General features: G+C 70.9%; 26 protein-coding genes. 7 read left to right on the top strand and 19 right to left on the bottom strand.

Going from position 1 to position 23,247, the window contains the following annotated elements; all coding sequences use genetic code 11:
* Positions 1-50 precede the first annotated feature (50 nt).
* Together ACH41F_RS04090 and ACH41F_RS04085 are read right to left on the bottom strand one after the other, a co-directional pair.
* Positions 51-746 (bottom strand): hypothetical protein, encoded by a 696-nt coding sequence (locus ACH41F_RS04090; protein WP_391230341.1) that lies wholly within the window; start codon positions 744-746, stop codon positions 51-53.
* Complete coding sequence (locus ACH41F_RS04085) at positions 743-886, bottom strand: hypothetical protein (RefSeq protein ID WP_391230340.1); 144 nt, start codon at positions 884-886, stop codon at positions 743-745. The genes ACH41F_RS04090 and ACH41F_RS04085 overlap by 4 nt, the downstream gene beginning before the upstream one ends.
* A 175-nt stretch (positions 887-1,061) precedes the next feature.
* Between ACH41F_RS04085 and dapA the strand changes: the two genes are divergently transcribed.
* Complete coding sequence (gene dapA, locus ACH41F_RS04080) at positions 1,062-1,964, top strand: 4-hydroxy-tetrahydrodipicolinate synthase (protein WP_391230339.1); 903 nt, start codon at positions 1,062-1,064, stop codon at positions 1,962-1,964.
* On the opposite strand, the gene ACH41F_RS04075 is transcribed toward dapA, so the two are convergent.
* The 5 genes from ACH41F_RS04075 to ACH41F_RS04055 form a co-directional block, all read right to left on the bottom strand.
* Entirely contained in the window at positions 1,965-3,218 is a 1,254-nt protein-coding gene (locus ACH41F_RS04075; RefSeq protein ID WP_398832728.1) for a WD40 repeat domain-containing protein, read from the bottom strand.
* Positions 3,215-3,775 (bottom strand): SigE family RNA polymerase sigma factor, encoded by a 561-nt coding sequence (locus ACH41F_RS04070; protein WP_391230337.1) that lies wholly within the window; start codon positions 3,773-3,775, stop codon positions 3,215-3,217. Before ACH41F_RS04070 ends, ACH41F_RS04075 begins: the two co-directional genes overlap by 4 nt.
* A gap of 177 nt (positions 3,776-3,952) precedes the next feature.
* Positions 3,953-4,942 carry a 2,3,4,5-tetrahydropyridine-2,6-dicarboxylate N-succinyltransferase gene (gene dapD / locus ACH41F_RS04065; protein WP_391230336.1) on the bottom strand — a complete coding sequence of 330 codons (990 nt, stop codon included), beginning with the start codon at positions 4,940-4,942 and terminating at the stop codon, positions 3,953-3,955.
* A gap of 123 nt (positions 4,943-5,065) precedes the next feature.
* Positions 5,066-5,641 (bottom strand): TetR/AcrR family transcriptional regulator, encoded by a 576-nt coding sequence (locus tag ACH41F_RS04060; protein ID WP_398832725.1) that lies wholly within the window; start codon positions 5,639-5,641, stop codon positions 5,066-5,068.
* Positions 5,641-5,961: a DMT family transporter gene (locus tag ACH41F_RS04055; protein WP_398832723.1), complete on the bottom strand. Its 321-nt coding sequence runs from the start codon at positions 5,959-5,961 to the stop codon at positions 5,641-5,643. The genes ACH41F_RS04060 and ACH41F_RS04055 overlap by 1 nt, the downstream gene beginning before the upstream one ends.
* Positions 5,962-6,184: 223 nt before the next feature.
* On the opposite strand from ACH41F_RS04055, the gene ACH41F_RS04050 reads away from it, so the two are divergent.
* A complete protein-coding gene (locus ACH41F_RS04050) occupies positions 6,185-7,000 on the top strand; it encodes an AbfB domain-containing protein (RefSeq protein ID WP_391230333.1) in 816 nt (271 codons plus the stop codon).
* Between the two features lie 56 nt (positions 7,001-7,056).
* Here ACH41F_RS04050 and ACH41F_RS04045 read toward each other — a convergent pair whose 3' ends face one another.
* From ACH41F_RS04045 to ACH41F_RS04010, 8 genes are read right to left on the bottom strand one after another with little or no spacing between them, the layout of a single operon-like run.
* The gene (locus ACH41F_RS04045; RefSeq protein ID WP_020130530.1) at positions 7,057-7,389 is read right to left on the bottom strand and encodes a metal-sulfur cluster assembly factor; all 333 of its coding nucleotides are present in this window, start codon (positions 7,387-7,389) and stop codon (positions 7,057-7,059) included.
* On the bottom strand, positions 7,386-7,853 hold the full coding sequence (sufU, locus tag ACH41F_RS04040; protein ID WP_391230332.1) for a Fe-S cluster assembly sulfur transfer protein SufU: 468 nt from the start codon (positions 7,851-7,853) through the stop codon (positions 7,386-7,388). Before sufU ends, ACH41F_RS04045 begins: the two co-directional genes overlap by 4 nt.
* A 10-nt stretch (positions 7,854-7,863) precedes the next feature.
* Positions 7,864-9,120 carry a SufS family cysteine desulfurase gene (locus ACH41F_RS04035; protein ID WP_391230330.1) on the bottom strand — a complete coding sequence of 419 codons (1,257 nt, stop codon included), beginning with the start codon at positions 9,118-9,120 and terminating at the stop codon, positions 7,864-7,866.
* The gene (gene sufC, locus ACH41F_RS04030; protein WP_391230329.1) at positions 9,117-9,881 is read right to left on the bottom strand and encodes a Fe-S cluster assembly ATPase SufC; all 765 of its coding nucleotides are present in this window, start codon (positions 9,879-9,881) and stop codon (positions 9,117-9,119) included. Before sufC ends, ACH41F_RS04035 begins: the two co-directional genes overlap by 4 nt.
* Positions 9,882-9,888: 7 nt before the next feature.
* Positions 9,889-10,206 (bottom strand): Rieske 2Fe-2S domain-containing protein, encoded by a 318-nt coding sequence (locus ACH41F_RS04025; protein WP_391230328.1) that lies wholly within the window; start codon positions 10,204-10,206, stop codon positions 9,889-9,891.
* Positions 10,206-11,387 (bottom strand): Fe-S cluster assembly protein SufD, encoded by a 1,182-nt coding sequence (gene sufD / locus ACH41F_RS04020; protein WP_391230327.1) that lies wholly within the window; start codon positions 11,385-11,387, stop codon positions 10,206-10,208. Before sufD ends, ACH41F_RS04025 begins: the two co-directional genes overlap by 1 nt.
* Before the next feature lie 59 nt (positions 11,388-11,446).
* Positions 11,447-12,868, bottom strand: a complete 1,422-nt coding sequence (sufB, locus tag ACH41F_RS04015) for a Fe-S cluster assembly protein SufB (protein WP_359029633.1) — start codon at positions 12,866-12,868, stop codon at positions 11,447-11,449.
* Positions 12,865-13,608, bottom strand: a complete 744-nt coding sequence (locus tag ACH41F_RS04010; RefSeq protein ID WP_391230326.1) for an ArsR family transcriptional regulator — start codon at positions 13,606-13,608, stop codon at positions 12,865-12,867. Before ACH41F_RS04010 ends, sufB begins: the two co-directional genes overlap by 4 nt.
* Before the next feature lie 160 nt (positions 13,609-13,768).
* On the opposite strand from ACH41F_RS04010, the gene ACH41F_RS04005 reads away from it, so the two are divergent.
* The 4 genes from ACH41F_RS04005 to ACH41F_RS03990 all read left to right on the top strand — a co-directional run bounded on the left by ACH41F_RS04005 (position 13,769) and on the right by ACH41F_RS03990 (position 17,376).
* Positions 13,769-14,581: an aminoglycoside N(3)-acetyltransferase gene (locus ACH41F_RS04005; protein WP_398832717.1), complete on the top strand. Its 813-nt coding sequence runs from the start codon at positions 13,769-13,771 to the stop codon at positions 14,579-14,581.
* A gap of 31 nt (positions 14,582-14,612) precedes the next feature.
* A complete protein-coding gene (locus tag ACH41F_RS04000; RefSeq protein WP_398832715.1) occupies positions 14,613-15,536 on the top strand; it encodes an ABC transporter ATP-binding protein in 924 nt (307 codons plus the stop codon).
* A complete protein-coding gene (locus ACH41F_RS03995; protein ID WP_391230323.1) occupies positions 15,533-16,309 on the top strand; it encodes an ABC transporter permease in 777 nt (258 codons plus the stop codon). The genes ACH41F_RS04000 and ACH41F_RS03995 overlap by 4 nt, the downstream gene beginning before the upstream one ends.
* Positions 16,310-16,374: 65 nt before the next feature.
* A complete protein-coding gene (locus ACH41F_RS03990; protein ID WP_398832785.1) occupies positions 16,375-17,376 on the top strand; it encodes a heme A synthase in 1,002 nt (333 codons plus the stop codon).
* Here ACH41F_RS03990 and ACH41F_RS03985 read toward each other — a convergent pair.
* The 4 genes from ACH41F_RS03985 to ACH41F_RS03970 form a co-directional block, all read right to left on the bottom strand.
* Positions 17,331-18,089 (bottom strand): nucleotidyltransferase, encoded by a 759-nt coding sequence (locus ACH41F_RS03985; RefSeq protein WP_391230322.1) that lies wholly within the window; start codon positions 18,087-18,089, stop codon positions 17,331-17,333. The genes ACH41F_RS03990 and ACH41F_RS03985 overlap by 46 nt on opposite strands.
* A gap of 42 nt (positions 18,090-18,131) precedes the next feature.
* Complete coding sequence (locus tag ACH41F_RS03980) at positions 18,132-19,238, bottom strand: amidohydrolase family protein (RefSeq protein ID WP_391230321.1); 1,107 nt, start codon at positions 19,236-19,238, stop codon at positions 18,132-18,134.
* A gap of 100 nt (positions 19,239-19,338) precedes the next feature.
* Positions 19,339-19,671: a hypothetical protein gene (locus ACH41F_RS03975; RefSeq protein ID WP_398832711.1), complete on the bottom strand. Its 333-nt coding sequence runs from the start codon at positions 19,669-19,671 to the stop codon at positions 19,339-19,341.
* A 93-nt stretch (positions 19,672-19,764) separates the two neighbouring features.
* On the bottom strand, positions 19,765-20,718 hold the full coding sequence (locus ACH41F_RS03970) for a heme o synthase (protein ID WP_391230319.1): 954 nt from the start codon (positions 20,716-20,718) through the stop codon (positions 19,765-19,767).
* Positions 20,719-21,153: 435 nt separating this feature from the next.
* Here ACH41F_RS03970 and tkt point away from each other — a divergent pair, with 435 nt between their 5' ends.
* A complete protein-coding gene (gene tkt, locus ACH41F_RS03965) occupies positions 21,154-23,241 on the top strand; it encodes a transketolase (protein ID WP_391230318.1) in 2,088 nt (695 codons plus the stop codon).
* The last annotated feature ends 6 nt before the right edge of the window (positions 23,242-23,247 follow it).

The following is a 23,247-nucleotide window of genomic DNA, read 5'->3' as shown; positions in this document are numbered from 1 at the left end:
TGTCCGCCTCCTCTCGGTTCGGAACCACCGGGTACCCGGAGGGGTCCCCGCTACCCCTGGGTCGCGCCGCCCGGACCGGGCTCACCGAGCCTGGCCAGCTGCGTCTGGAACCAGTCCAGCCTCGCCTGCAACAGAGCGGCCTCCGCGGCCAGTTCGGGCACTCCCAGCTCGTCGGTCGCCGCGTCCACCCTGCCGTCCGCCGCCACCGCCCCGCGGCCCGCCACGACCCGCAGCCCGTCCCCGGCCAGCCGGGCGAACGTGGCGAGCGAGACGGTCGTACGACCGCGCAGGCAGCTTGCGCAGGAGGGCGCGAGGGCGCGCCAGCCGGGGCGGCCCCAGGCGGCGTCGGCCAGCGCGCAGGCCACCGTGCCGCAGGCGCAGGGGCCGACGGTGGCGGTGCGGATCCGCTGCCGGGCGTAGCGGAAACCCCGCTCGAAGCGGAGGTAGCGGCCGAGCACCGTCACCTCCAGCAGGACGGCCGACCGGTGCTCGGCCGTACACAGCAGCGCCTCGGCCGTCGAGCGGTCGTGCACGCAGTGGAAGCCGCAGTCGCAGCGGCGGTGCGGTGCCCGGTGCCGCAGGCCGTAGACGCAGGACGCGTCGGCCAGGACCCCGTACGGCAGCGCGCCGCCCAGCGACACACCGGTGAAGCCCGCCCGGGTGCCGTCGTGGGACAGCACCGGGTGGGCGATCTTGTATCCGGTCGGCGGCTCCGCAGGGCGTTCCTCCGGGAGCCGCAGCCTCATCGGGCGGCCGGGGCCTCTTCGGGCGCCCTCAGTTCCTCGATCTCCTCGGGCAGTCGCAGGTCCGGCTCGTCGATGCCCTGAGCCTCCGCCTGCGGCCGCTCCTGCGCGACTCCGGTGGCGAGTGCCTTGCCGAGCTTCATGACGCCTCCCATGACCAGGTGCCGATGACCGTCCTGGCCATGGTGACCCATGGACACCCCATCTGGACATAGGGCCTGACCCGGCGGACCCCACCCCGTCCTCTCAGCAATGCTTATCGATACAGCGTAGGAAATTTAAGTGGAGCTTCACGGTGATGGTGCCGAGACTACTCCCATGACGTATCCCGGCCCCTCGGCCCCACCCTTCGGCCGCGCTCTCTGCGCGATGATCACGCCCTTCACGCAGGGCGGCACCCTCGACCTCGACGGCGCCCAGCGGCTCGCCGAGCGGCTCGTGGCCGAGGGATGCGACGGACTGGTGCTGTCCGGCACCACGGGCGAGTCGCCGACGACCTCGGACGCCGAGAAGGCGGACCTGGTGCGCGCGGTGCGGGAGGCGGTGGGCGGCCGGGCGACGGTCCTGACCGGCGTCGGCACCTTCGACACCCGGCACACCGTGGAGCTCGCCCTCCAGGCCGAGAAGGCGGGCGCGGACGGCCTGCTGGCGGTCAGCCCCTACTACAGCCGGCCCCCGCAGGACGCCGTCGAGGCACACTTCCGGCAGCTCGCGGACTCCGTGGGACTGCCGATCGCGCTCTACGACATCCCCGGCCGCACCGGCACCCGCATCGAGCCCGACACGATGCTCCGCCTCGCCGAGCACCCGAGGATCGTCGCGGTCAAGGACTGCTCCTACGACTTCCTGGCCGCCCAGAAGGTCATCGCCGCGACGGAGTTGGCGTACTACGCGGGCTGCGACGAGCACAACCTCGCCCTGTACGCGGTGGGCGGCGCCGGATACGTGAGCACCGTCGCGAACCTCGCCCCCGCGCAACTCCGCGCGGTCCTCGACCTGTTCGACGCGGGCGACACGACCGGCGCGGCACGCCTCCAGCGACGCGCCACGCACCTCATCGAGTCGACGATGTCGGCCGGCCTGCCCGGCACGGTCACCGTGAAGGCCCTCCTCGACGAACTCGGCCTGCCCGCGGGCCCGGTCCGCGCACCGCTGCTGCCCGCCGACCGGGGGACGGTCGACGGGCTGCGGGCGGCCTACGAGGAGCTGACGGCCGGCTGATCAGCGCTCGGCGAAGACGGGCTCCCACTGCACCTGGCCGGTCTCCGGATGGTCCCGGACGCCACTCAGGGGTACGACCTTGCTGCTGCCGATCGTGACCAGCACGAGCCGGTCCTTGTACGGCTCGTTCAGGCCGGTGGCCCGCTCCCAGGCGATGAGCCGCTGGTCGTCGACCCAGGCGAGCAGTTCGGAGCCGCGGACCTTGGTGATCTCCTTGCCGGTGAGGGGGTCCTTGACGGCGGAGTACGACTGGCCGGGCAGGGTCTTCCCGGACTCCGGGGCGACGCCGGGATCGATCTCCTCGGCCAGGCCACTTGCGGCCAGCTTGCCGTTCGGGGACAGTCGCGCGGGCACGTCCCAGCGCAGGTACTCCTCGTTCGCGGGCGCGGCGGTCTCCTTGCCCGACAGGTCGTAGAACGTCGGCCGGACGAGGGTGTCGAGGCCTCCGCCGGCCGCGTACAGGTGCTGGTCGTCACGGGTGAAGGCGAAGTCGGCGCGGCCCCCCGCGGAGGAGTTCGGGACCGGGTGCCAGACGCCCCCGCCCCCCGCGGCCAGGTCCAGGAGGACGAACCCGGTCCGGCTCATCCTGTTCATGGACGCCCACGCGCCCTCGCTGTCCCCGGGGTTCTTGAACTTCTCGAGCGCGTCGGGGTGCTCGGAGTACGTCGTGGCCACCAGCTCGGTCCCGCCGTTCGAGAACGCCAGCCCGCCGACCCCCTTCCCGACCGGGATCCACCGCTCGACCTCCCCCGTCGCGAGGTCGAGCAGCCCGATCCGGGCGGCGGGCAGGGTCCGCTCCAGCACGGCGGCGGTCTTCAGGCCCGGCGCCACGGCGACGAAGGACCACCGGGTGTCCTTCTCGTACCTGCCGGTGTCGGGATCGAGCAGCCAGTAGGTCCGCTCGAGGGTCGCCTCCTTCTTGTTCTTCGCCACGAGCGCCGTCGTCCAGTACGCGGCGAGCGCGGACCGCCCGGCCGCGATCAGGTCGCTCGGCGGCGACTGGTCGGGGTGGGCGCTGACGCCGTCCTGCTGCGTGACGCTCGCGGGGCGTGTGTCGTCGCGTCCTTCGTTCAGCAGCGGCACCGCCACCGAGACGGCCACCACGGCCGCGGTGGCGGCGGCGACGGCCACGAGCCGGCGGGTGCGGCGGCGCCGGCGGACGGCCAGCACCCGGTCGGCGAACCCCGCTCCGGCAGGCGGCTGATCGACGGCCAGCTCCCGCAGGGAGTCCCGCACAAGTTCCTCGACGTTCACGGGCGTACCTCCACGGGTGTGTAGTCATGAGCCGGCGGCTGCCGGGTGTCCTCGCCGCCGCTCAGGGCGGCCAGTTCGGGCGCGAGGGTGCGCAGCCGGGCGAGCGAGCGGTGGGCCGTGGACCGTACGGTGCCGACGGAGCAGCCCAGGATGCGGGCCACGTCCGCTTCGGGCAGGTCCTCGAAGTAGCGCAGCACCAGCACGGTGCGCTGCCGGGCGGTGAGCCGGGCGAGCGCGCCGCGCATCACGAGCCGCAGCTCGGCGGCGGACGAGGCGTCGGCGTCCGCCCGCCCCTCCGGCGGCTCGGCGACGCTCAGCTCGCGTCGGGGCCACTTCAGCCGCCACCGGCTGATCTGCTGCCGGTACAGGATCCGCCGTACGTACGCCTCGGGTTCGTCGATGCGGTGCCAGCGGCCGGCCGCCTTGATCAGCGCGTTCTGGAGCAGGTCCTCGGCGGTGTGCCGGTCCCCGCCGCTGAGCAGCACGGCCGTCTTCAGCAGCGCGGACGACCGGTGCTCCACGAACTCCCGGAAGCTGTCCTGCGCTTCGGCATCCATCGTCACCTTCTCTTCCCCCGGGGCGGGCCCTGTGCCCGCCCCCTGCCCCTTGTGACGCGTGCGGCGCCGGGCCGCTATGCCTGTCCGTCCGAGGAGTTTCGGCGCGCCGGTGCCCCGGACATGGGTGAGCGCCCTCCCGCGCTGTGCGGAAGGGCGCTCACCGTCGGGCGCGGGGCGTCAGTTGTGGCTGTGCAGGATCTCGTTCAGGCCGCCCCAGACCGCGTTGTTCGGGCGGGCCTCGACCGTGCCGGTGACCGAGTTGCGGCGGAAGAGGATGTGGGAGGCGCCGGACAGCTCGCGGGCCTTGACGATCTGGCCGTCGGGCATGGTGACGCGGGTGCCGGCGGTGACGTAGAGCCCCGCCTCCACCACGCACTCGTCGCCCAGCGCGATCCCGACGCCCGCCTCGGCGCCGATGAGGCAGCGCTCGCCGATGGAGATGATGACGTTGCCGCCGCCGGACAGGGTGCCCATGGTGGAGGCGCCGCCGCCGATGTCGGAGCCGTCACCGATGACGACACCGGCGGAGATCCGGCCCTCGACCATGGAGGTGCCGAGCGTGCCCGCGTTGAAGTTGACGAAGCCCTCGTGCATGACGGTGGTGCCCTCGGCGAGGTGCGCGCCGAGCCGTACCCGGTCCGCGTCGGCGATCCGGACGCCCTTGGGGGCGACGTAGTCCGTCATGCGCGGGAACTTGTCGATCGAGGTCACCTGGAGGTGCAGTCCCTCGGCGCGCGCGTTGAGCCGCACCTTCTCGACGTCGTCGACGGCGACGGGGCCGAGCGAGGTCCAGGCGACGTTGGCGAGGAAGCCGAACATGCCGTCCAGGCTCTGGCCGTGCGGCTTGACGAGCCGGTGCGAGAGCAGGTGGAGCCGCAGGTAGACGTCGTGGGCGTCGATCGGCTTGGCGTCCAGCGAGGAGATGACCGTACGGACCGCGACCACCTCGACGCCGCGCCGGGCGTCCGGCCCGATCGCCTTCGCGGCACCCTCGCCGAGCAGCTCGACGGCCGTCTCGGCGGACAGCCGCTCGGTACCGGACGGACCGGCCTCCGCCTTCAGCTCGGGAGCGGGGAACCAGGTGTCGAGAACAGTGCCGTCGGCGGCGATCGTGGCGAGGCCGGCGGCCACCGCCCCGGTGGTGCTGGGTGCAGTCGTGTCGGTCATGAGGGCAACCTAACCGTCCGGAGCCCGAGGAGGCCAACCAGCGACCCGGCGTCTCAGGTTCCGAACCGGGCGCCGGGCTGCTCGGTGCCGGGGACTGCGCGCGTGTCGGCGCGGCGCCGCCGGTCAGCGGCCCGGGCGGCCGGGGGCGCCGGCACTCGCGCCTGCGGAGAGGACCCGCCCCAGCACCTCCCGCGCGTACGCCTCGTCGTACTCCCCGTCGGTCAGCAGCACCTGGAGGCAGATCCCGTCCATCAGCGCCACCAGCGCCCGCGCGGTGACCCGGTCGGTGCGGCGGGCCAGCCGTTCGGCGAGGTCCTCGGCCCACTCCGCGGCGACCGGCCGGAGCGCGGGGCGCCGCAGGGCGGCGAGATACAGCTCGTACTCCAGCTCCACGCCGGTTCGGTCCCCCGCGAGCCACTCCCCCAGCCACCCGGCGAGTTCGGCGGCGAGATCCGCGTCCGGGTCCTCCAGGCCGCCCCGGGAGGCGATCACCTTGGCGAAGCCCTCGTTCGCCTGCCGCAGGGCCGCGACCATCAGCTCGTCGAGGGTCTTGAAGTGGTACGTGGTGGAGCCGAGCGGCACGTCCGCCTCGGCGGCGGCGCTGCGGTGGCTGAGCCCCGCCAGCCCCTGGCGTCCGACGACCCGGATCGCCGCGTCGATGATCCGCTGCCGCCGCTCGGGGTCGTGGCGCCGGGGCATCAGTGCGCCCCGCCCAGGTTCAGCACGACCACCCCGACGATGATCAGCGCGATGCCGGCGGCCTTGGCGGTCGTCATGCCCTCTCCGAGGAAGACCATGCCGATGGTGGCGATGGTCGCGGTGCCGACCCCGGCCCAGATCGCGTACGCGGTGCCGACCGACACCGACTTCAGGGTCTGGGCGAGCAGCGCGAAGGAGACGACGTAGCCGAGGACGGTCAGCATTGACGGCAGCAGCCGGCTGAAGCCCTCGCTGTACTTCATGGCGGTCGTCGCGGCCACTTCGGCGGCGATGGCTCCGGCGAGCAGCACGTATCCCATGTGTACGAGCGTACACAACGCTATGTACGACCGTACACAACCACGATCGCGCAGCCCCGGGCGGTGACGCGCCCGGTTCGGCGAGGAAACGATCTGGAAACCGCTCTCTCAAAGGGGCTGCTTGCCGAGCACACCGTCCACTACTGTGCCGTCTGCTTCACCGTTCAACCTAACCCCCCTCACATCCGCGGCCTGTTCATGGGATCCGCCGGAGGAACCGCGCATGCCAGAAACCCAGAACCGTCCGTCTCAGCCGTGGGAGAACGGGTGGCACCCCGACACCTCCCGGGCCCCCGGGACCCGACGGCTCTATCTCGCGGGCGTGCTGGCGGTGGCCACGATCGTCGCCTGCGTCGGCGCGATCGCCTGGACGGACAAGGGCCCTGACACCCTGTCGGGCCCGGCCGCCGGGGACACCACGGCGTCGGACGGTCTGATCTCCTTCGCCACCCCGACCGGCACCGAGACCGTCCCGCCGAAGGGCAAGAGCGGCCTGATCACCGCCGAGGCCACGACGTCCGCCCCGCGCCAGCAGGGCTCCACGCCCTCCCCGGCCCCGGAGCCGTCGTCCAAGGCCCCCTCGCCGCACCCGAGTTCCCCGGCCACCCAGAAGCCGGCGGCCACCTACCGCTCGGTGCGCTCGGTCAACTACCCGGACCGCTACTGGCACGTGAGCGGCGGCTCTGTGAAGCTCGACCGGGTCGGCGGCTCGGAGTCCCGTGCGGACTCCACCTTCAAGCTGGTCAAGGGCCTGGCGAACGGCTCCTGTTACTCCTTCGCCACCCACGACGGCACCTACCTGCGCCACCGCAGCTTCGTCCTGGTCGCCGAGCGCGACGACGGCTCGTCCCTGTTCCGCCAGGACGCCACCTTCTGTCCGCGGTTCTCCCCGGTCCACGGCGCGACCATGCTGGAGTCGGCGAACTACCCGGGCCGCTTCCTGCGCCACCAGAACTTCCAGCTGCGCCTTGACCCCTACCAGAACAGCGACCTGTACCGCGCCGACTCGGCGTTCCAGCTGGTCGGCGGACTGGCCTGAACAACGGAGAAAGCGGCGGCACCCCGTCGGGGCGCCGCCGCTTTCTCGTGGTGGACTCAGACGTTGAAGCCGAGCGCCCGAAGCTGCTCCCGGCCATCGTCAGTGATCTTGTCCGGGCCCCACGGCGGCATCCAGACCCAGTTGATGCGCAGCTCGTTGACGAGGCCGTCCGTGGCGGACTTGGCCTGGTCCTCGATGACATCGGTCAGCGGACAGGCCGCCGAGGTCAGGGTCATGTCGATCGTCGCGATGTTCGCGTCGTCGATGTGGATGCCGTAGATGAGGCCGAGGTTCACGACGTCGATGCCCAGCTCGGGGTCGACGACGTCGTACAGGGCCTCGCGGACTTCCTCTTCGGAGGCCGGCTTCATCTCAAGGGTCTCGCTCATGCCGTCTTCCTTTCGGCGTCGGCCCCACCCAGGGCCTGGGCCGTCGCGTCCTTCCACGCCATCCAGCTGAGGAGGGCGCACTTGACCCGGGCCGGGTACTTGGAGACACCGGCGAACGCGACCGCGTCCTCCAGCACCTCCTCCATGGCGTCGTCGGGCTCGATCCTGCCCTTGGACTGCATCAACTCCAGGAACGTCTCCTGGATCTTCTGCGCGTCCGCCAGCTCCTTGCCGACCAGCAGGTCGTTGAGCACGGAGGCCGAGGCCTGGCTGATCGAGCAGCCCTGGCCCTCGTAGGAGACGTCCTCGATCTTCGTGCCGTCGTACTTCACGCGCAGCGTGATCTCGTCGCCGCACGTCGGATTGACGTGGTGCACCTCGGCGTCGCCATCCCGCAAGCCCCGCCCGTGCGGGTTCTTGTAGTGGTCCAGGATGACTTCCTGGTACATCGAATCAAGCTTCACGACCAGCCCCTCAGCCGAAGAAGTTCCGTACGTGCTCCAGACCGTCGACCAAGGCGTCGATCTCGGCCGGCGTGGAGTACAGGTAGAACGACGCTCGCGTGGTCGCAGGAATTCCGTACCGGAGGCAGACCGGGCGGGCGCAGTGGTGACCCACGCGGACCGCGATGCCCTCCTCGTCCAGCACCTGACCCACGTCGTGCGGGTGGATGTCCCCGAGCGTGAAGGAGATCGCCGCACCCCGGTCCTCGGCCGTGGCGGGGCCGATGATCCTCAGGTCCGGGACCTCGCCGAGCCGCTTCACCGCGTACTCGGTGATCGCGTGCTCATGGGCGAGGATCTTGTCCATGCCGATCGAGGTCAGGTAGTCGATCGCCGCGCCCAGACCGACCGCCTGCGCGATCGGCGGGGTGCCCGCCTCGAACTTGTGCGGGGCGGGAGCGTACGTCGACGAGTGCATCGACACCGTCTCGATCATCTCGCCGCCGCCCAGGAACGGGGGCAGGTCCTCCAGGAGCTCCTGGCGGCCCCACAGCACGCCGATGCCGGTCGGACCGCACATCTTGTGCCCGGTGAACGCCACGAAGTCCGCCTGGAGCGACTGCACGTCGAGCGGCATGTGCGGCGCCGCCTGCGAGGCGTCGATGCACACCAGCGCGCCGACCTCCTGCGCCCGGCGCACTATCGCCTCGACCGGGTTGACCGTGCCGAGGATGTTCGACACCAGCACGAAGGAGACGATCTTCGTCTTCTCGGTGATGATCTCGTCGATGTTGGAGAGGTCGAGCCGGCCGTCGTCGGTCAGGCCGAACCACTTCAGCTTCGCGCCCGTGCGCTGCGCCAGCAGCTGCCACGGCACGATGTTGGAGTGGTGCTCCATCTCCGTGATGACGATCTCTGTCTCGTGGTCCACGCGGTAGGGCTCGTCGGCCCAGCCCAGCATGTTCGCGACGAGGTTGAGCGACTCGGAGGCGTTCTTGGTGAAGATCACCTCGTCGCGCGAGGGCGCGTTGATGAACTCGGCGACCTTGTCGCGCGCGCCCTCGTACAGCGCCGTGGCCTCCTCGGCGAGCACATGCACACCGCGGTGGACGTTGGCGTTGTAGCGCTCGTAGTACTCGCTCAGGGCGTCCAGCACCTGACGCGGCTTCTGCGAGGTCGCCGCGTTGTCCAGGTACACGAGCTTCCTGCCGTCGTGGACCTGGCGGTCCAGGATGGGGAAGTCCTTGCGGAGCGCCTCGGTGTCGAGGAGGCCCGGCAACTGCGTCACGCTGATACGCCACCCTTCGTGTATGCCTCGTAGCCCTCGTTCTCCAGCTTGTCGGCGAGCTCGGCGCCGCCGGACTCGACGATGCGGCCGCCGGAGAAGACGTGGACGAAGTCGGGCTTGATGTAGCGCAGGATGCGCGTGTAGTGCGTGATCAGCAGGGTGCCGACCTCGCCGGTCTCGCGGACGCGGTTGACGCCCTCGGAGACGATGCGCAGCGCGTCGACGTCCAGACCTGAGTCCGTCTCGTCGAGGATCGCGATCTTCGGCTTGAGCAGCTCCAGCTGGAGGATCTCGTGGCGCTTCTTCTCACCGCCGGAGAAGCCCTCGTTGACGTTGCGCTCGGCGAAGGCGGGGTCCATGTTCAGGCGCTGCATGGCCTCCTTGACCTCCTTCACCCACAGGCGGAGCTTGGGGGCCTCGCCGCGGACGGCGGTGGCGGAGGTGCGCAGGAAGTTGGAGACCGAGACCCCGGGGATCTCGACCGGGTACTGCATCGCCAGGAAGAGGCCCGCGCGGGCGCGCTCGTCGACCTCCATCTCCAGGACGTCCTCACCGTCGAGGGTGACGGTGCCGCCGGTGATCGTGTACTTCGGGTGACCCGCGAGCGAGTAGGCGAGCGTCGACTTGCCGGAGCCGTTGGGGCCCATGATGGCGTGCGTCTCGCCCTGCTTCACGGTGAGGTCGACACCCTTGAGGATTTCCTTCGTGCCGTTCTCGACCTCGACGGTGACGTGCAGGTCTCGGATTTCAAGCGTTGCCATGGGTGCCTCAGGACTCCTGGGAGAGGGAGACGAGCACATCGTCCCCTTCGATCTTTACGGGGTATACGGGGACGGGGCGCGTCGCGGGAAGGCCGGACGGCTTGCCGGTGCGGAGGTCGAACGCGGAGCCGTGCAGCCAGCACTCGATCTGGCAGTCCTCCACCTCGCCCTCGGAGAGCGAGACGTTCGCGTGCGAGCAGATGTCGTGGATCGCGAACACCTCCCCCTCGGTACGGACGACCGAGACCGGCGTGCCGTCGAGTTCCACCCGCTTGGGGGTGTCCTCCTCCAGCTCGCTCAGCCCACAGGCGCGTACGAAGGCCATCAGACGGACGCCTCCAGCTCTTCGTCGATCTTCTCGAGCAGGCGGGCCTCGATGTCGTCGACGTCGATCTGCTGGACCAGTTCGGCGAAGAAGCCGCGGACCACCAGGCGGCGGGCCTCGTCGGCCGGGATGCCGCGGGCCATCAGGTAGAAGAGCTGCTCGTCGTCGAAGCGGCCGGTCGCGGAGGCGTGGCCGGCGCCGACGATCTCGCCGGTCTCGATCTCCAGGTTCGGCACGGAGTCGACACGGGCGCCGTCGGTGAGCACCAGGTTGCGGTTCATCTCGTAGGTGTCGGTGCCCTCGGCCTTGGCCTCGATCAGCACGTCACCGATCCACACGGCGTGCGCGTCCTCGCCCTGGAGCGCGCCCTTGTAGACGACGTTCGACTTGCAGTGCGGGGTGTTGTGGTCGACCAGGAGACGGTGCTCCTGGTGCTGGCCGGCGTCCGTGAAGTACAGGCCGAACAGCTCGGCCTCGCCGCCGGGACCGGCGTACGCGACGCGCGGGTGCAGGCGGACGAGGTCGCCGCCGAAGGTGACCACGAACGACTTGAAGGTGGCGTCCCGGCCGATCAGCGCGTTGTGCTGGGCCACGTGCACGGCCTTGTCGTCCCAGTCCTGGACGGAGACGACGGTCAGCTTGGCGCCGTCGCCCAGGACGTAGTCGACGTTGGCGGCGAGCACCGCGTCACCGGTGTGGTCGATGACGACGACGGCCTCGGCGAAGGCCCCCAGCTCGATCACCTGGTGGGCGAAGGTGGTGCCGCCCTCGCCGTGCACGGCGATCCGGATCGGCTCGGTGAGCACCGTCTCCTTGGGGACGGTGATGACACCGGCCTTCTCGAAGGCGGAGTACGCCTGGGCGGCGACGCGGTCCACCGGGGTGCCCGCCCTGCCCAGGCGGGCGTCGTCACGGCCGACGGTCTCGACGGTGACGCCCTCGGGGGCCTGCACGTCGACCTTCACGCCGTCGCCGCTAGCGACTGCGGTGCCGTCGTGCAGCCCGCGCAGGCGCTCCAGCGGGGTGAACCGCCACTCCTCCTCGCGGCCGTGCGGGACCGGGAAGTCCGCCACGTCGAAGGAGGGGGGCGCGCTCATGCGCGTGGCGACGGTCGACTCGGCCGCCACCGCGATCGAGCCGGCGGTGGTGGATCCCACCGCGATGTTCTGAGCCTCAGCCATGGCTGTCGGTCTGCTCTCTTCCTACGTCAGAAATCTGCTGCTGCTTCTGCACGGGGCGGTCAGCCGACCGCGCCCTCCATCTGCAGCTCGATCAGCCGGTTGAGCTCCAGGGCGTACTCCATCGGCAGCTCCTTGGCGATGGGCTCCACGAAGCCGCGCACGATCATGGCCATCGCCTCGAACTCGGTCAGACCACGGCTCATCAGGTAGAAGAGCTGGTCCTCGGAGACCTTGGAGACGGTCGCCTCGTGGCCCATGGACACGTCGTCCTCGCGGACGTCCACGTAGGGGTAGGTGTCGGAGCGGGAGATGGTGTCGACGAGCAGCGCGTCGCACAGCACGTTCGACTTGGATCCGTGGGCGCCCTCGCCGATCTCGACGAGACCGCGGTAGGAGGTGCGACCGCCACCGCGCGCCACCGACTTGGAGACGATGTTGGAGGAGGTGTTCGGCGCCATGTGGACCATCTTGGAGCCGGCGTCCTGGTGCTGGCCCTCGCCCGCGAAGGCGATGGACAGGGTCTCGCCCTTGGCGTGCTCGCCCATCAGGTAGACGGCCGGGTACTTCATGGTGACCTTGGAGCCGATGTTGCCGTCGATCCACTCCATGGTCGCGCCCTCGTACGCCACGGCGCGCTTGGTGACCAGGTTGTAGACGTTGTTCGACCAGTTCTGGATGGTCGTGTAACGGCAGCGGGCGCCCTTCTTCACGATGATCTCGACGACCGCGGAGTGCAGGGAGTCCGACTTGTAGATCGGGGCCGTGCAGCCCTCGACGTAGTGGACGTAGGCGTCCTCGTCGACGATGATCAGCGTCCGCTCGAACTGGCCCATGTTCTCGGTGTTGATCCGGAAGTAGGCCTGGAGCGGGATCTCCACGTGCACGCCCTTCGGCACGTAGATGAAGGAGCCGCCGGACCACACCGCGGTGTTCAGCGACGCGAACTTGTTGTCGCCGACCGGGATGACGGTGCCGAAGTACTCCTTGAAGAGCTCCGGGTGCTCCTTGAGGGCGGTGTCGGTGTCCAGGAAGATGACGCCCTGCTCCTCCAGGTCCTCGCGGATCTGGTGGTAGACGACCTCGGACTCGTACTGGGCCGCGACACCGGCGACGAGGCGCTGCTTCTCCGCCTCGGGGATGCCGAGCTTGTCGTACGTGTTCTTGATGTCCTCGGGCAGGTCCTCCCAGGACTCCGCCTGCTTCTCCGTGGACCGCACGAAGTACTTGATGTTGTCGAAGTCGATGCCGGAGAGGTCCGAGCCCCAGTTCGGCATGGGCTTCTTGTCGAAGAGGCGCAGGCCCTTGAGGCGGAGCTTGGTCATCCACTCCGGCTCGTTCTTCTTCGCCGAGATGTCGCGGACGACGTCCTCGTTGATACCGCGCCGCGCGGAAGCGCCGGCCGTGTCGGAGTCGGCCCAGCCGTATTCGTACTTGCCCAGGCCCTCGAGCTCAGGGTGGGCAGTCTCCGTGGGGAGAGTCATGCGGGGTTCCTCCCGGCCGTGCTTGCGGATGCGTTGTGTGTGGTGTGGGAAATCTTGGGGATGAACGTCGTGCAGACGCCGTCACCGTGCGCGATGGTCGCCAGTCGCTGGACGTGCGTGCCGAGCAGCTGGGAGAAGATCTCGGTCTCCGCCTCGCAGAGCTGCGGGAACTTTTCCGCGACGTGGGCGACGGGGCAGTGGTGCTGGCACAGCTGCTCGCCGACCGGTGCGCTGCGCGCCGTAGCAGCGTACCCGTCCGCGCTCAGGGCCCTGGCCAGGGCTTCGGTGCGCTCCTCGGGGGCGGCGGACTCGATGGCCCTGCGGTACGCGGTCGCCTGCGCGGCGATCCTGGCGCGCGCGAAGGCGACGACGGCCTCGTCCCCGCCGAACCGCTCCCGGATGAAGGTCAGGGCGTCCGCGGCGAGCTTGTCGTAGGACTGGTCGAAGGCGTCACGGCCGCAGTCGGTGAGCGCGAAGACCTTGGCGGGACGACCGCGTGTCCGCGCTCCGTAGACCTTCTGCTCGCGTGCCGCCACGACGTCGTCGGCGACCAGCGCGTCGAGATGCCTGCGGACGGCGGCCTGGGTCAGGCCCAGCCGGCCGGCCAGCTCGGCGACGGTCGAGGGCCCGTGATCCAGGATGGAGCGCGCGACCCGGTTGCGGGTGGACCGCTCACCGGTCGCGAGTTCCTCCTGCCGGGCCCCCGTGGGGGTCTCCGGAACCTCGCCGACGTTTTTCACAACGCCATTGTTGCGTAATTCCTCAAGGCCCGGCAAGCCGCGTCCGAGCCCCGGACGGTGCGGTGCGTCACTTAGGTAAGGCTGACCTGACCTGCGAGAACGATCTTTGATCGATCAAATCGGTGGCATCACCGGGCACCTTCCTGGACACTCCTCAACCATGTCCGCACCCCCTCCGACCGGCCCTCTTGTCACCCGGGGCACCCTCGCCGCAGACCTGCGCGAACTGGGCGTCCAGGATGGCGAGACCCTCCTCGTCCACTCCTCCCTGAAGTCGCTCGGCTGGGTCTGCGGGGGCCCCGTGGCCGTCGTCCAGGCGCTGCTCGACGCCCTCGGACCGAATGGCACCCTCGTCGTCCCCACCCAGACCGGGGACCTCTCCGACCCCGCCCTGTGGGCGAACCCGCCCGTGCCCGAGGAGTGGTGGGACACCATCCGCACCGCCATGCCGCCCTACGACCCCCTGCTCACGCCCTCGCGCGGGGTCGGCGTGCTCCCGGAGACCGTCCGCACCTGGCCGGGCGCTCTGCGCAGCGCGCACCCGCAGACCTCGTTCGCGGCGCTCGGCCCGCGCGCCGCCCAGGTGCTGGACGGCCACGCCACCGACTGCCGGCTGGGCGAACGCAGCCCCCTCGCCCGTCTGGAGGCGCTCCCCGCGCGCGTGCTGCTCCTCGGCGCCGGCTACGACACCTGCACCAGCTTCCACCTCGCCGAGTACCGCATCCCCTCGCCGCTGGTACGGGTCGGCCGCCCGGGCCCGGCAGGCTGGGAGACGGTGACCGAGGTCGCGATCTCCTCGGACCGCTTCGACGAACTGGGCCACGACTTCGAACGGGACCGCCCGGTGGTGCGCGGCACGGTGGGCGCGGCCGCCGCCCGGCTGTTCCCGGTGGCGGACGCCGTCGCCTACGCGGAGCGGTGGCTGGCGACCCACCGCCCCCCTGAGGAGGAGTTCCCGTACCCGGCCGCCTGAGGGGCCGCGCACGTACCTAGACTCTTGAGTCATGCGAAGTGAGCCCGTGGTCCAGGTCCAGGCCCTGGTGAAGCGGTACGGCGACAGAACCGCGGTGAACGGCCTCGACCTGGTGGCCCGGGCCGGTGTGACCGCCGTGCTCGGCCCCAACGGGGCGGGCAAGACGACCACCGTCGAGACCTGCGAGGGATACCGCCGACCGGACTCCGGCACGGTGCGCGTCCTGGGCCTCGACCCGGTCCGGCACTCCCGCGAGCTGCACACCCGGATCGGCGTGATGCTCCAGTCCGGCGGCGTCTACTCGGGCGCGCGGGCGGAGGAGATGCTGCGCCACGTCGCCAGGCTGCACGCCCACCCGCTGGACGTGGACGCGCTGATCGAGCGGCTGGGTCTGGGCGGCTGCGGCAGAACGACGTACCGCCGGCTGTCCGGCGGTCAGCAGCAGCGCCTGGCCCTCGCGATGGCCGTCGTGGGCCGCCCGGAGCTGGTGTTCCTCGACGAGCCGACGGCCGGCCTGGACCCGCAGGCCCGCCACGCGACCTGGGACCTGGTGCGCGACCTGCGGACGGACGGCGTCTCGGTCATCCTCACCACGCACCACATGGACGAGGCCGAACAGCTCGCCGACGACGTGGCGATCATCGACGCGGGCCGGGTCATCGCCCAGGGCTCCCCCGAGGAGCTGTGCCGCGGCGGCGCCGAGAACACCCTCCGCTTCAGCGGCCGCCCCGGCCTGGACGTGGGCTCCCTGCTCAAGGCCCTCCCGGCCGACTGCACGGCCGCGGAGCTGACCCCGGGCTCCTACCGGGTCGGCGGCAAGGTGGACCCGCAGCTGCTGGCGACGGTGACGTCGTGGTGCGCGCAGCACGGGGTGATGCCGGAGAGGATCTCGGTCGAACGGCACACGCTGGAAGACGTGTTCCTCGAACTGACGGGCAAGGAGCTGCGCTCATGACGACCACAGGCACCGGGGTGTACTCCCCGAAGCCGGGTGCGGCTCCCCTGGGGCGGATGATCGCCGCCCAGGCCGCGCTCGAGACGAGGATGCTGCTGCGCAACGGCGAGCAGCTCCTGCTGACGGTGGTGATCCCGACCCTGCTGCTGGTGCTCTTCAGCTCGGTGGACGTCGTGGACACCGGCGCGGGCGAGGCGGTGGACTTCCTCACCCCCGGCATCCTCGCCCTCGCGGTCATGTCCACGGCCTTCACCGGCCAGGCCATCGCCACGGGCTTCGAACGCCGCTACGGCGTCCTGAAGCGCCTCGCCGCGTCGCCGCTGCCCCGCTGGGCCCTGATGACGGCCAAGACGGCGTCGGTGCTGGTCACGGAGGCCCTCCAGATCGTCCTGCTGACGGTGATCGCCTTCGCCCTGGGCTGGTCACCGCACGGCAACCCGGCGGCCGTCCTGCTCCTGCTGATCCTCGGCACGGCCGCCTTCTCGGGCCTCGGCCTGCTGATGGCGGGCACCCTGAAGGCGGAGGCGACCCTGGCCGCGGCCAACCTCGTCTTCCTGCTCCTCCTCGTGGGCGGCGGCGTGATCGTGCCGATGGACAAATTCCCCTCCGGCGCCCAGGACGTCCTCGGCCTGCTGCCCATCTCGGCCCTCTCGGACGGCCTGCGGGACGTCCTCCAGCACGGGGCCGGGACGCCGTGGGGCGACCTGGGGATCCTCGCGGTGTGGGCGGTGGTCGGACTCGCGGCGGCGGGCAGGTTCTTCCGCTGGGAGTAGCGCGTCTCACGCGCCCCTCGTGAAAGCGTGCACAAGCGGCCCCCTACGATGGACCCGTGCCAAAGATGACCCGCGCCGACGCCACGGCGGCCGTGCGCAATCCGCTCGCCTTCATCGCCGCGCGCTGGACCCCGGACCCCCGGACGGTGCAGCGGGCGGCTCTCGCCGCGCTCGTCATGTCGGTGGTCATCGTGGTCACCGGCGGGGCGGTGCGGCTCACCGGATCGGGCCTCGGCTGCCCGACCTGGCCGAAGTGCACCGAGGACTCGATCAACAACACCGCCGCGATGGGCATCCACGGCTACATCGAGTTCGGCAACCGCATGCTGACGTACGTGCTGTGCGCCGCCGTCGGCTGGGCCATCATCGCCGCGCGCTCGGAGAAGCCGTACCGGCGCGGCCTGACCCGGCTGGGCTGGGCGCAGTTCTGGGTCGTGATGGGCAACGCGGTCCTCGGCGGCATCGTGGTCCTGGTCGGCCTCAACCCGTACACGGTCGCCGCGCACTTCCTGCTGTCGACGGCCCTGATCGCGGTGGCCACCGTGATGTGGCAGCGCACCCGGGAGGGGGACGGGCCGCCGCGTCCGCTGGTCGGGACGTCGGTGCAGCAGCTGGTGTGGGTCCTGGTCGGCGCGTCGGTGCTGCTGATCGCGGTCGGCACCGTGGTGACCGGTTCCGGCCCGCACGCGGGCGACTCCAGCGAGGTCGAGCGGATGCCGCTGGACTGGGAGACCGTCAGCAAGCTGCACGCCGTCCTGGCCTGGATCGTCGTCACGCTGACGTTCGCCCTGTGGTTCGTCCTCAAGGCCGTCGACGCCCCGAAGGGCCCCCTGGCCCGCACCCGCGACCTGTTCCTGGTCCTGCTCGCCCAGGGCGTCATCGGCTACGTCCAGTACTTCACCGACCTGCCCGAGATCCTGGTCGGCGTCCACATGCTCGGCTCGTGCCTGGTGTGGATCGGGGTCCTTCGGGTGCTGCTGGCACTGCGGGAGCGCCCGGCGCAGGAGATCCGGCTGCCCGATCAGGCGTACGCGGCCACCAGTTCGTCGATCGCGGGCCCCAGGTAGCCCCTGGCCAGCTCCCCCCTGCGCGCCGTCCACTCCTCGGTGGGCGGCGCCGGCCGCTCCTCGTAGCGCCGCCGCCGGATGTCCTCGACCACCTCGACGGGCGCGCCGAGTTCCGGCAGCAGGTCCAGCGCCTCCCGCTTGGAGATGAGCCTTCCCCCGCGCAGGGTGGCGGCCGCGCGGGCGAAGGTCGTCAGGCCCACGTCGATCCACGGGTCCTGCCGCCACAGCTCGGCCCTGTCCACCATGGGCCGCCAGAAGTCGCGCTGGTCACGGACGACGAACGCGTCCAGTTCCAGGTCGGACACCGGTGGCAGCAGTCCGGCGGGCGCCTTCCCGTGCAGCACCCGTCCGAAGGTGTGCAGTTCCCGCCGGGTCACCGGGGTGACGGGCCGCTTGAACAGATGCTCGTGCGCCCAGGTCAGATGGCGCCGGTCGGGGCCGTCGAGGGTGTCCGGGGTCAGATAGGTGCAGTGCAGCTTCGCCGCGAGGGGCTCGTCCCGCAGCCGGGCGTGCAGCGTCGCCAGCCGCCACAGCGGCGGTTCCTCCAGTACGGCGATCAGGTCCAGGTCGCTGCGGCCCTCCTGGTAGTCGCCGCCCGCGAGCGAGCCGTGCGCCCAGACGGCGACCGGGTCGAGCGGGGCGAGGCCGGCGAGGAAACGGTCGAGCAACGCGTCGGTGCGGGTGGGTGCGGTGCGTAAGTCGTCGGTCTGCATCCGTCCAGTCTGGACAGTCCGGCCGCGGCTGTGAACCGGGCGTCACTCCAGCCCGTACACCCGGCGCGCGTTCCCCGCCGCGATCAGCCCCGCGACCCGCTGCGCGTCCGCCAGCGACCACGCCCCCTCGGCGACCCAGGTGCCGAGCACCCGTGCCAGCGCCTCGCGGAACAGCCGGGCGCCCACGACGTGCAGTTCGGGCAGGCCCTGGGCGCCGCTGGAGAAGAGGATCTTGCCGAAGGGGGCCAGTTCCAGGATCTCGGCGAGGACGGTGGCGGCGCGGGCGCCGGTGCGCACGAGGGCGGCGCCGGAGTCGGCGTACACATGCGGGAAGACCCCGGCCAGGTGGGCGGCGTGCCGGTGGTACGGGTAGCCGTGCAGCAGGACCAGGTCGGTGCCGAGCCCGGCCGTGGCCCGGACGAAGTCGGTCAGCAGGACGGGGTCCGTACGGTCGATGCGCAGGCCCGGTTCGCCGAGCCCCGCGTGCAGTTGCAGGGGCAGCCCCGAGGCGATGGCGATCCACAGCAGGTGCCGTAGGAGGACGGGGTCGGACAGCTCGCCGCCCACCCTGCGGTCCGCCAGCCAGCGGCCCGCCGCGCCCCGCACCTCCCCCGGCCCCGGCGGCTCGGGCGCCAGCGCCAGTCCGTGCCGTACGCCGGCCACGGAGGTGAAGGCGACCGCGCCGACCGCCGCGCCGTGCACGGACTCGGCGAGGTTGGCGAGGAAGGACTCCACGGTGCCGGAGGTGTCGGCGACCTGTTCGGCGAGGAGTTCGAGCCGCACGATCTCGCGGGCCTCGGCGGCGGAGGCCCGTGCCATCTCGTCGGGGCCGGTCAGATCGCCGGGCAGCCCGGTGTCGACGAGGAAGGTCGTGATGCCGCTGCCCCGCAGCAGCCTGCGCCCCGCCTCCAGTACGCCGAGTTCACGGCGCCGGGCGAGATAGCGGGCGGGCGGGCAGTGCGGTTCCAGACCGAGCAGCGGGGGGCACAGGCGCCGCACCGCGAAACCGGTCTGGGTGTCGAAGAGGGTCGTACCGGGGGCGGGCGGCCCCTCGGTACGGGCCAGCTGGGCCTCGAAGGTGCCGAGGCCCAGCTCTGTTCTCAGTACGCCGTGGCAGTACTGGTCCACGAGGGACGGCGTCTCGATCATCCGGGCTCCCGCGGCTGGACCGTGTCGTTGCTACGGGGCCTAACGGGTGAACGGGGCTTCAGGTGTTGCTGTCGCACACCCGGTGTGAAAGCGGAGCGGGTCAGGTGTTCTTCGGGCCGCCGAGCTGGATCCCCGCCATCCGGGTCCACTCGTACGGGCCCGTGCGCACCTTCGCCGCGAACTCGCCGTCGAAGTCCTCGTGCAGGGTGATGCCGGCCTTCTCGACGGCGTTCCGGGCGATCTCGGTGCTGGGGGCCACCAGGTTGCCCCATTCGCCGTCCTCGCCGACGAGGGCGATCCGGGCCCCGCGGTCGCCGAGGTAGGCCACCTGGCCCTCGGCGCCGCCGTGTGCCTTGGAGAAGGCGCTGATCTGCTTGGCCAGTCGGGTCGCCGTGCGCTCGGCCTTCGCGTCAACCGCTTGCGTGTCTGCCATGCCCAGGATGCTACCGACGGGTAGGTCGAACGGCGACGGCCGGGGTGCGTGGCCTTGACCACGCACCCCGGCCGTCGGGGCGTCTCGGGCGTGTCAGCGCAGGAACGGGTCCACCGCGACCGCGAGGAAGAGGATCGACACATAGGTGATCGACCAGTGGAACAGGCGCATCTCCTTGAGCTTCGCGCCGGTCGCCTCGGCCTTGGCCCGGTTCTGCAGCCCGTGCGCCTCCCACAGCCAGAAGCCGCCGGCCAGCGCCGCCACCAGCGTGTAGAACCAGCCCGTGTAGCCGAGCGGGGTCAGCAGCAGCGAGACGGCGACCATGACCCAGCTGTAGATGACGATCTGCTTGGCGACCACCTTGTTGGAGGCGACCACCGGCAGCATCGGCACACCCACGCGCGCGTAGTCCTCCTTCACCTTCATGGACAGCGGCCAGTAGTGCGGCGGCGTCCAGAAGAACATCACGAGGAACAGGATGACCGGCGCCCACGACATGGAGTTGGTGACGGAGGACCAGCCGATCAGCACCGGCAGGCAGCCGGCGATGCCTCCCCACACGATGTTCTGCGAGGTGCGGCGCTTGAGGATCATCGTGTACACGACGACGTAGAAGAGCAGCGCGCCGAGGGACAGCCAGGCGGACAGCCAGTTGACGGCGAGGCCGAACAGCAGCGTGGAGACGATCGCGAGGGTGATGCCGAAGGCGAGGCACTCGCGCGGCGACACCATGCCGGTGACCAGCGGTCTCTGCGAGGTCCGGTCCATGAGCGCGTCGATGTCGCGGTCGATGTACATGTTCAGCGCGTTGGCGCCGCCCGCGGAGAGGTAGCCGCCGACGCAGGTGAGGAGCACCAGCGTCAGGTCGGGCACCCCCTGCTCGGCGAGGAACATCACCGGGACCGTGGTGATCAGCAGCAGCTCGATGATCCGGGGCTTGGTCAGCGCCACGAATGCCTTGACACGGGCCCCGAACGGCCGGTGACTCGAGCTCTTGCTCTCCCCCAGCACCCCGGCTGGACGGGATTCGACGGCCGTCACGCACACCCCTACAGAGACATCCCAGCAAGCCCCACCCTGTGAAGTCCCGGTAAAGGCTCGCGCGTACCACGCCACTGTAGACGTTGCCCATACCCCGACATTCGCGGGGGTGGGGTCGTGTTGGGCGGCGCCCCCGTACGAGGGGATCCGCGCGCCGCCCGGGCGCCCGTCGGCGCCGCGCGCAGGAGCCGGTCGGCACCCGATCGGGTGGCTGCCGGACGAGCCGATCGGCACTCGGTTGAGCACTCGAACGAGCGGGTCCGTATTCAGTTGCCGAATGCGTGACGGCCCAGTCGGGAGGCGGATCGTCACGACTCCCGGCAGTCTGGAATGACGCGAAAAAACGCACGTACATACGGGGGTAGGCTCGACAACGGCCGGGGCGTCCCGTGCACCGGCATTTCGACATGCGTGACATGTGGAGAGGAGCCCTGACCCAGGGTGAGCACCAAGCCGACCAGCACAGACCTCGAGTGGACCGAGTTGGACCAGCGGGCCGTCGACACCGCCCGCGTCCTGGCCGCCGACGCCGTACAGAAGGTCGGCAACGGCCATCCCGGTACGGCGATGAGCCTGGCTCCCGCCGCCTACACCCTCTTCCAGAAGGTGATGCGGCACGACCCCGCCGACCCGGAGTGGGTGGGGCGTGACCGCTTCGTGCTGTCCGCGGGCCACTCGTCCCTGACGCTCTACACCCAGCTGTACCTGGCCGGCTTCGGCCTGGAGCTGGACGACCTCAAGTCGTTCCGGACCTGGGGCTCCAAGACCCCCGGTCACCCGGAGTACGGCCACACCAAGGGCGTCGAGACGACGACCGGCCCGCTCGGCCAGGGCGTCGCCAACGCGGTGGGCATGGCCATGGCCGCCCGCTACGAGCGCGGTCTGTTCGACCCGGAGGCCGCCCCCGGCGAGTCCCCGTTCGACCACTTCGTGTACGTCATCGCCGGTGACGGCTGCCTCCAGGAGGGCATCTCCGGCGAGGCGTCCTCGCTGGCCGGGCACCAGAAGCTGGGCAACCTGGTCCTGCTGTGGGACGACAACCACATCTCGATCGAGGGCGACACCGAGACGGCCGTCTCCGAGGACACCGCCAAGCGCTACGAGGCGTACGGCTGGCACGTGCAGCGCGTCGAGCCGCAGGCCAACGGCGACCTCGACCCGGTCGCGATCTTCGACGCCATCCAGAAGGCCAAGGCGGTCACCGACAAGCCGTCCTTCATCGCGATGCGCTCGATCATCGCCTGGCCGGCCCCCAACGCGCAGAACACCGAGGCCGCCCACGGCTCCGCCCTCGGCGACGACGAGGTGGCGGCCACCAAGCGCGTCCTCGGCTTCGACCCGGAGCAGACCTTCGAGGTGGCCGACGAGGTCATCGCGCACACCCGGCGTGCCCTGGACCGCGGCCGCGACGCCAAGGCCGAGTGGGAGAAGCAGCTCCAGGAGTGGCGCAACAACAACGCCGAGCGCGCCGCCGAGTTCGACCGCATCGTCGCGGGTGAGCTGCCCGCGGGCTGGGAGGACAAGCTCCCGGTCTTCGAGCCCGGCAAGGCCGTCGCCACCCGTGCCGCGTCCGGCAAGGTGCTGCAGGCGCTCGGCGCGGTGATCCCCGAGCTGTGGGGCGGCTCCGCCGACCTGGCCGGCTCGAACAACACCACGATCGACAAGGACAGCTCCTTCCTGCCGGCGGACAACCCGCTGCCGGAGGCGAACCCGTACGGCCGCACGATCCACTTCGGCATCCGCGAGCACTCCATGGCCGCGGAGATGAACGGCATCGCGCTGCACGGCAACACCCGGATCTACGGCGGCACGTTCCTCGTCTTCTCCGACTACATGCGCAACGCCGTACGGCTCTCGGCGCTGATGCACCTGCCGGTGACGTACGTGTGGACGCACGACTCCATCGGTCTCGGCGAGGACGGCCCCACCCACCAGCCGGTCGAGCACCTGGCCTCGCTGCGCGCCATCCCGGGCCTGAACGTGGTCCGCCCGGCCGACGCCAACGAGACCGCCATCGCCTGGCGCGAGATCCTCAGGCGCTACACCAAGGTCTACGGCAAGGGCGCCCCGCACGGCCTGGCGCTGACCCGTCAGGGCGTGCCGACCTACGCCCCCGACGAGGAGGCCGCGAAGGGCGGTTACGTCCTCTTCGAGGCGTCCAACGGTGCCCCCGAGGTCATCCTGATCGCCACCGGTTCCGAGGTGCACGTGGCCGTCGAGGCGCGCGAGCAGCTGGAGGCCGACGGTGTGCCGACCCGGGTGGTGTCCATGCCGTCCGTGGAATGGTTCGAGGAGCAGGACCAGGGGTACCGGGACAGGGTTCTGCCGCCCTCCGTCAGGGCTCGGGTCGCGGTCGAGGCCGGTATCGGTCTCACCTGGCACCGTTTCGTCGGGGACGCCGGTCGCATCGTTTCCCTGGAGCACTTCGGTGCTTCGGCGGACGGAAAGGTCCTCTTCCGCGAGTACGGCTTCACTGCGGAGAACGTGGCCGCGAAGGCGCGGGAATCCCTCGCCGCCGCACAGCGCTGACGCTCA

The organism is Streptomyces sp. NPDC020489 (assembly GCF_044386545.1).
GTDB lineage: Bacteria > Actinomycetota > Actinomycetes > Streptomycetales > Streptomycetaceae > Streptomyces.
Note: the sequence above shows the minus strand (reverse complement) of the source record. Positions and strands in the feature narration are given on the sequence as shown.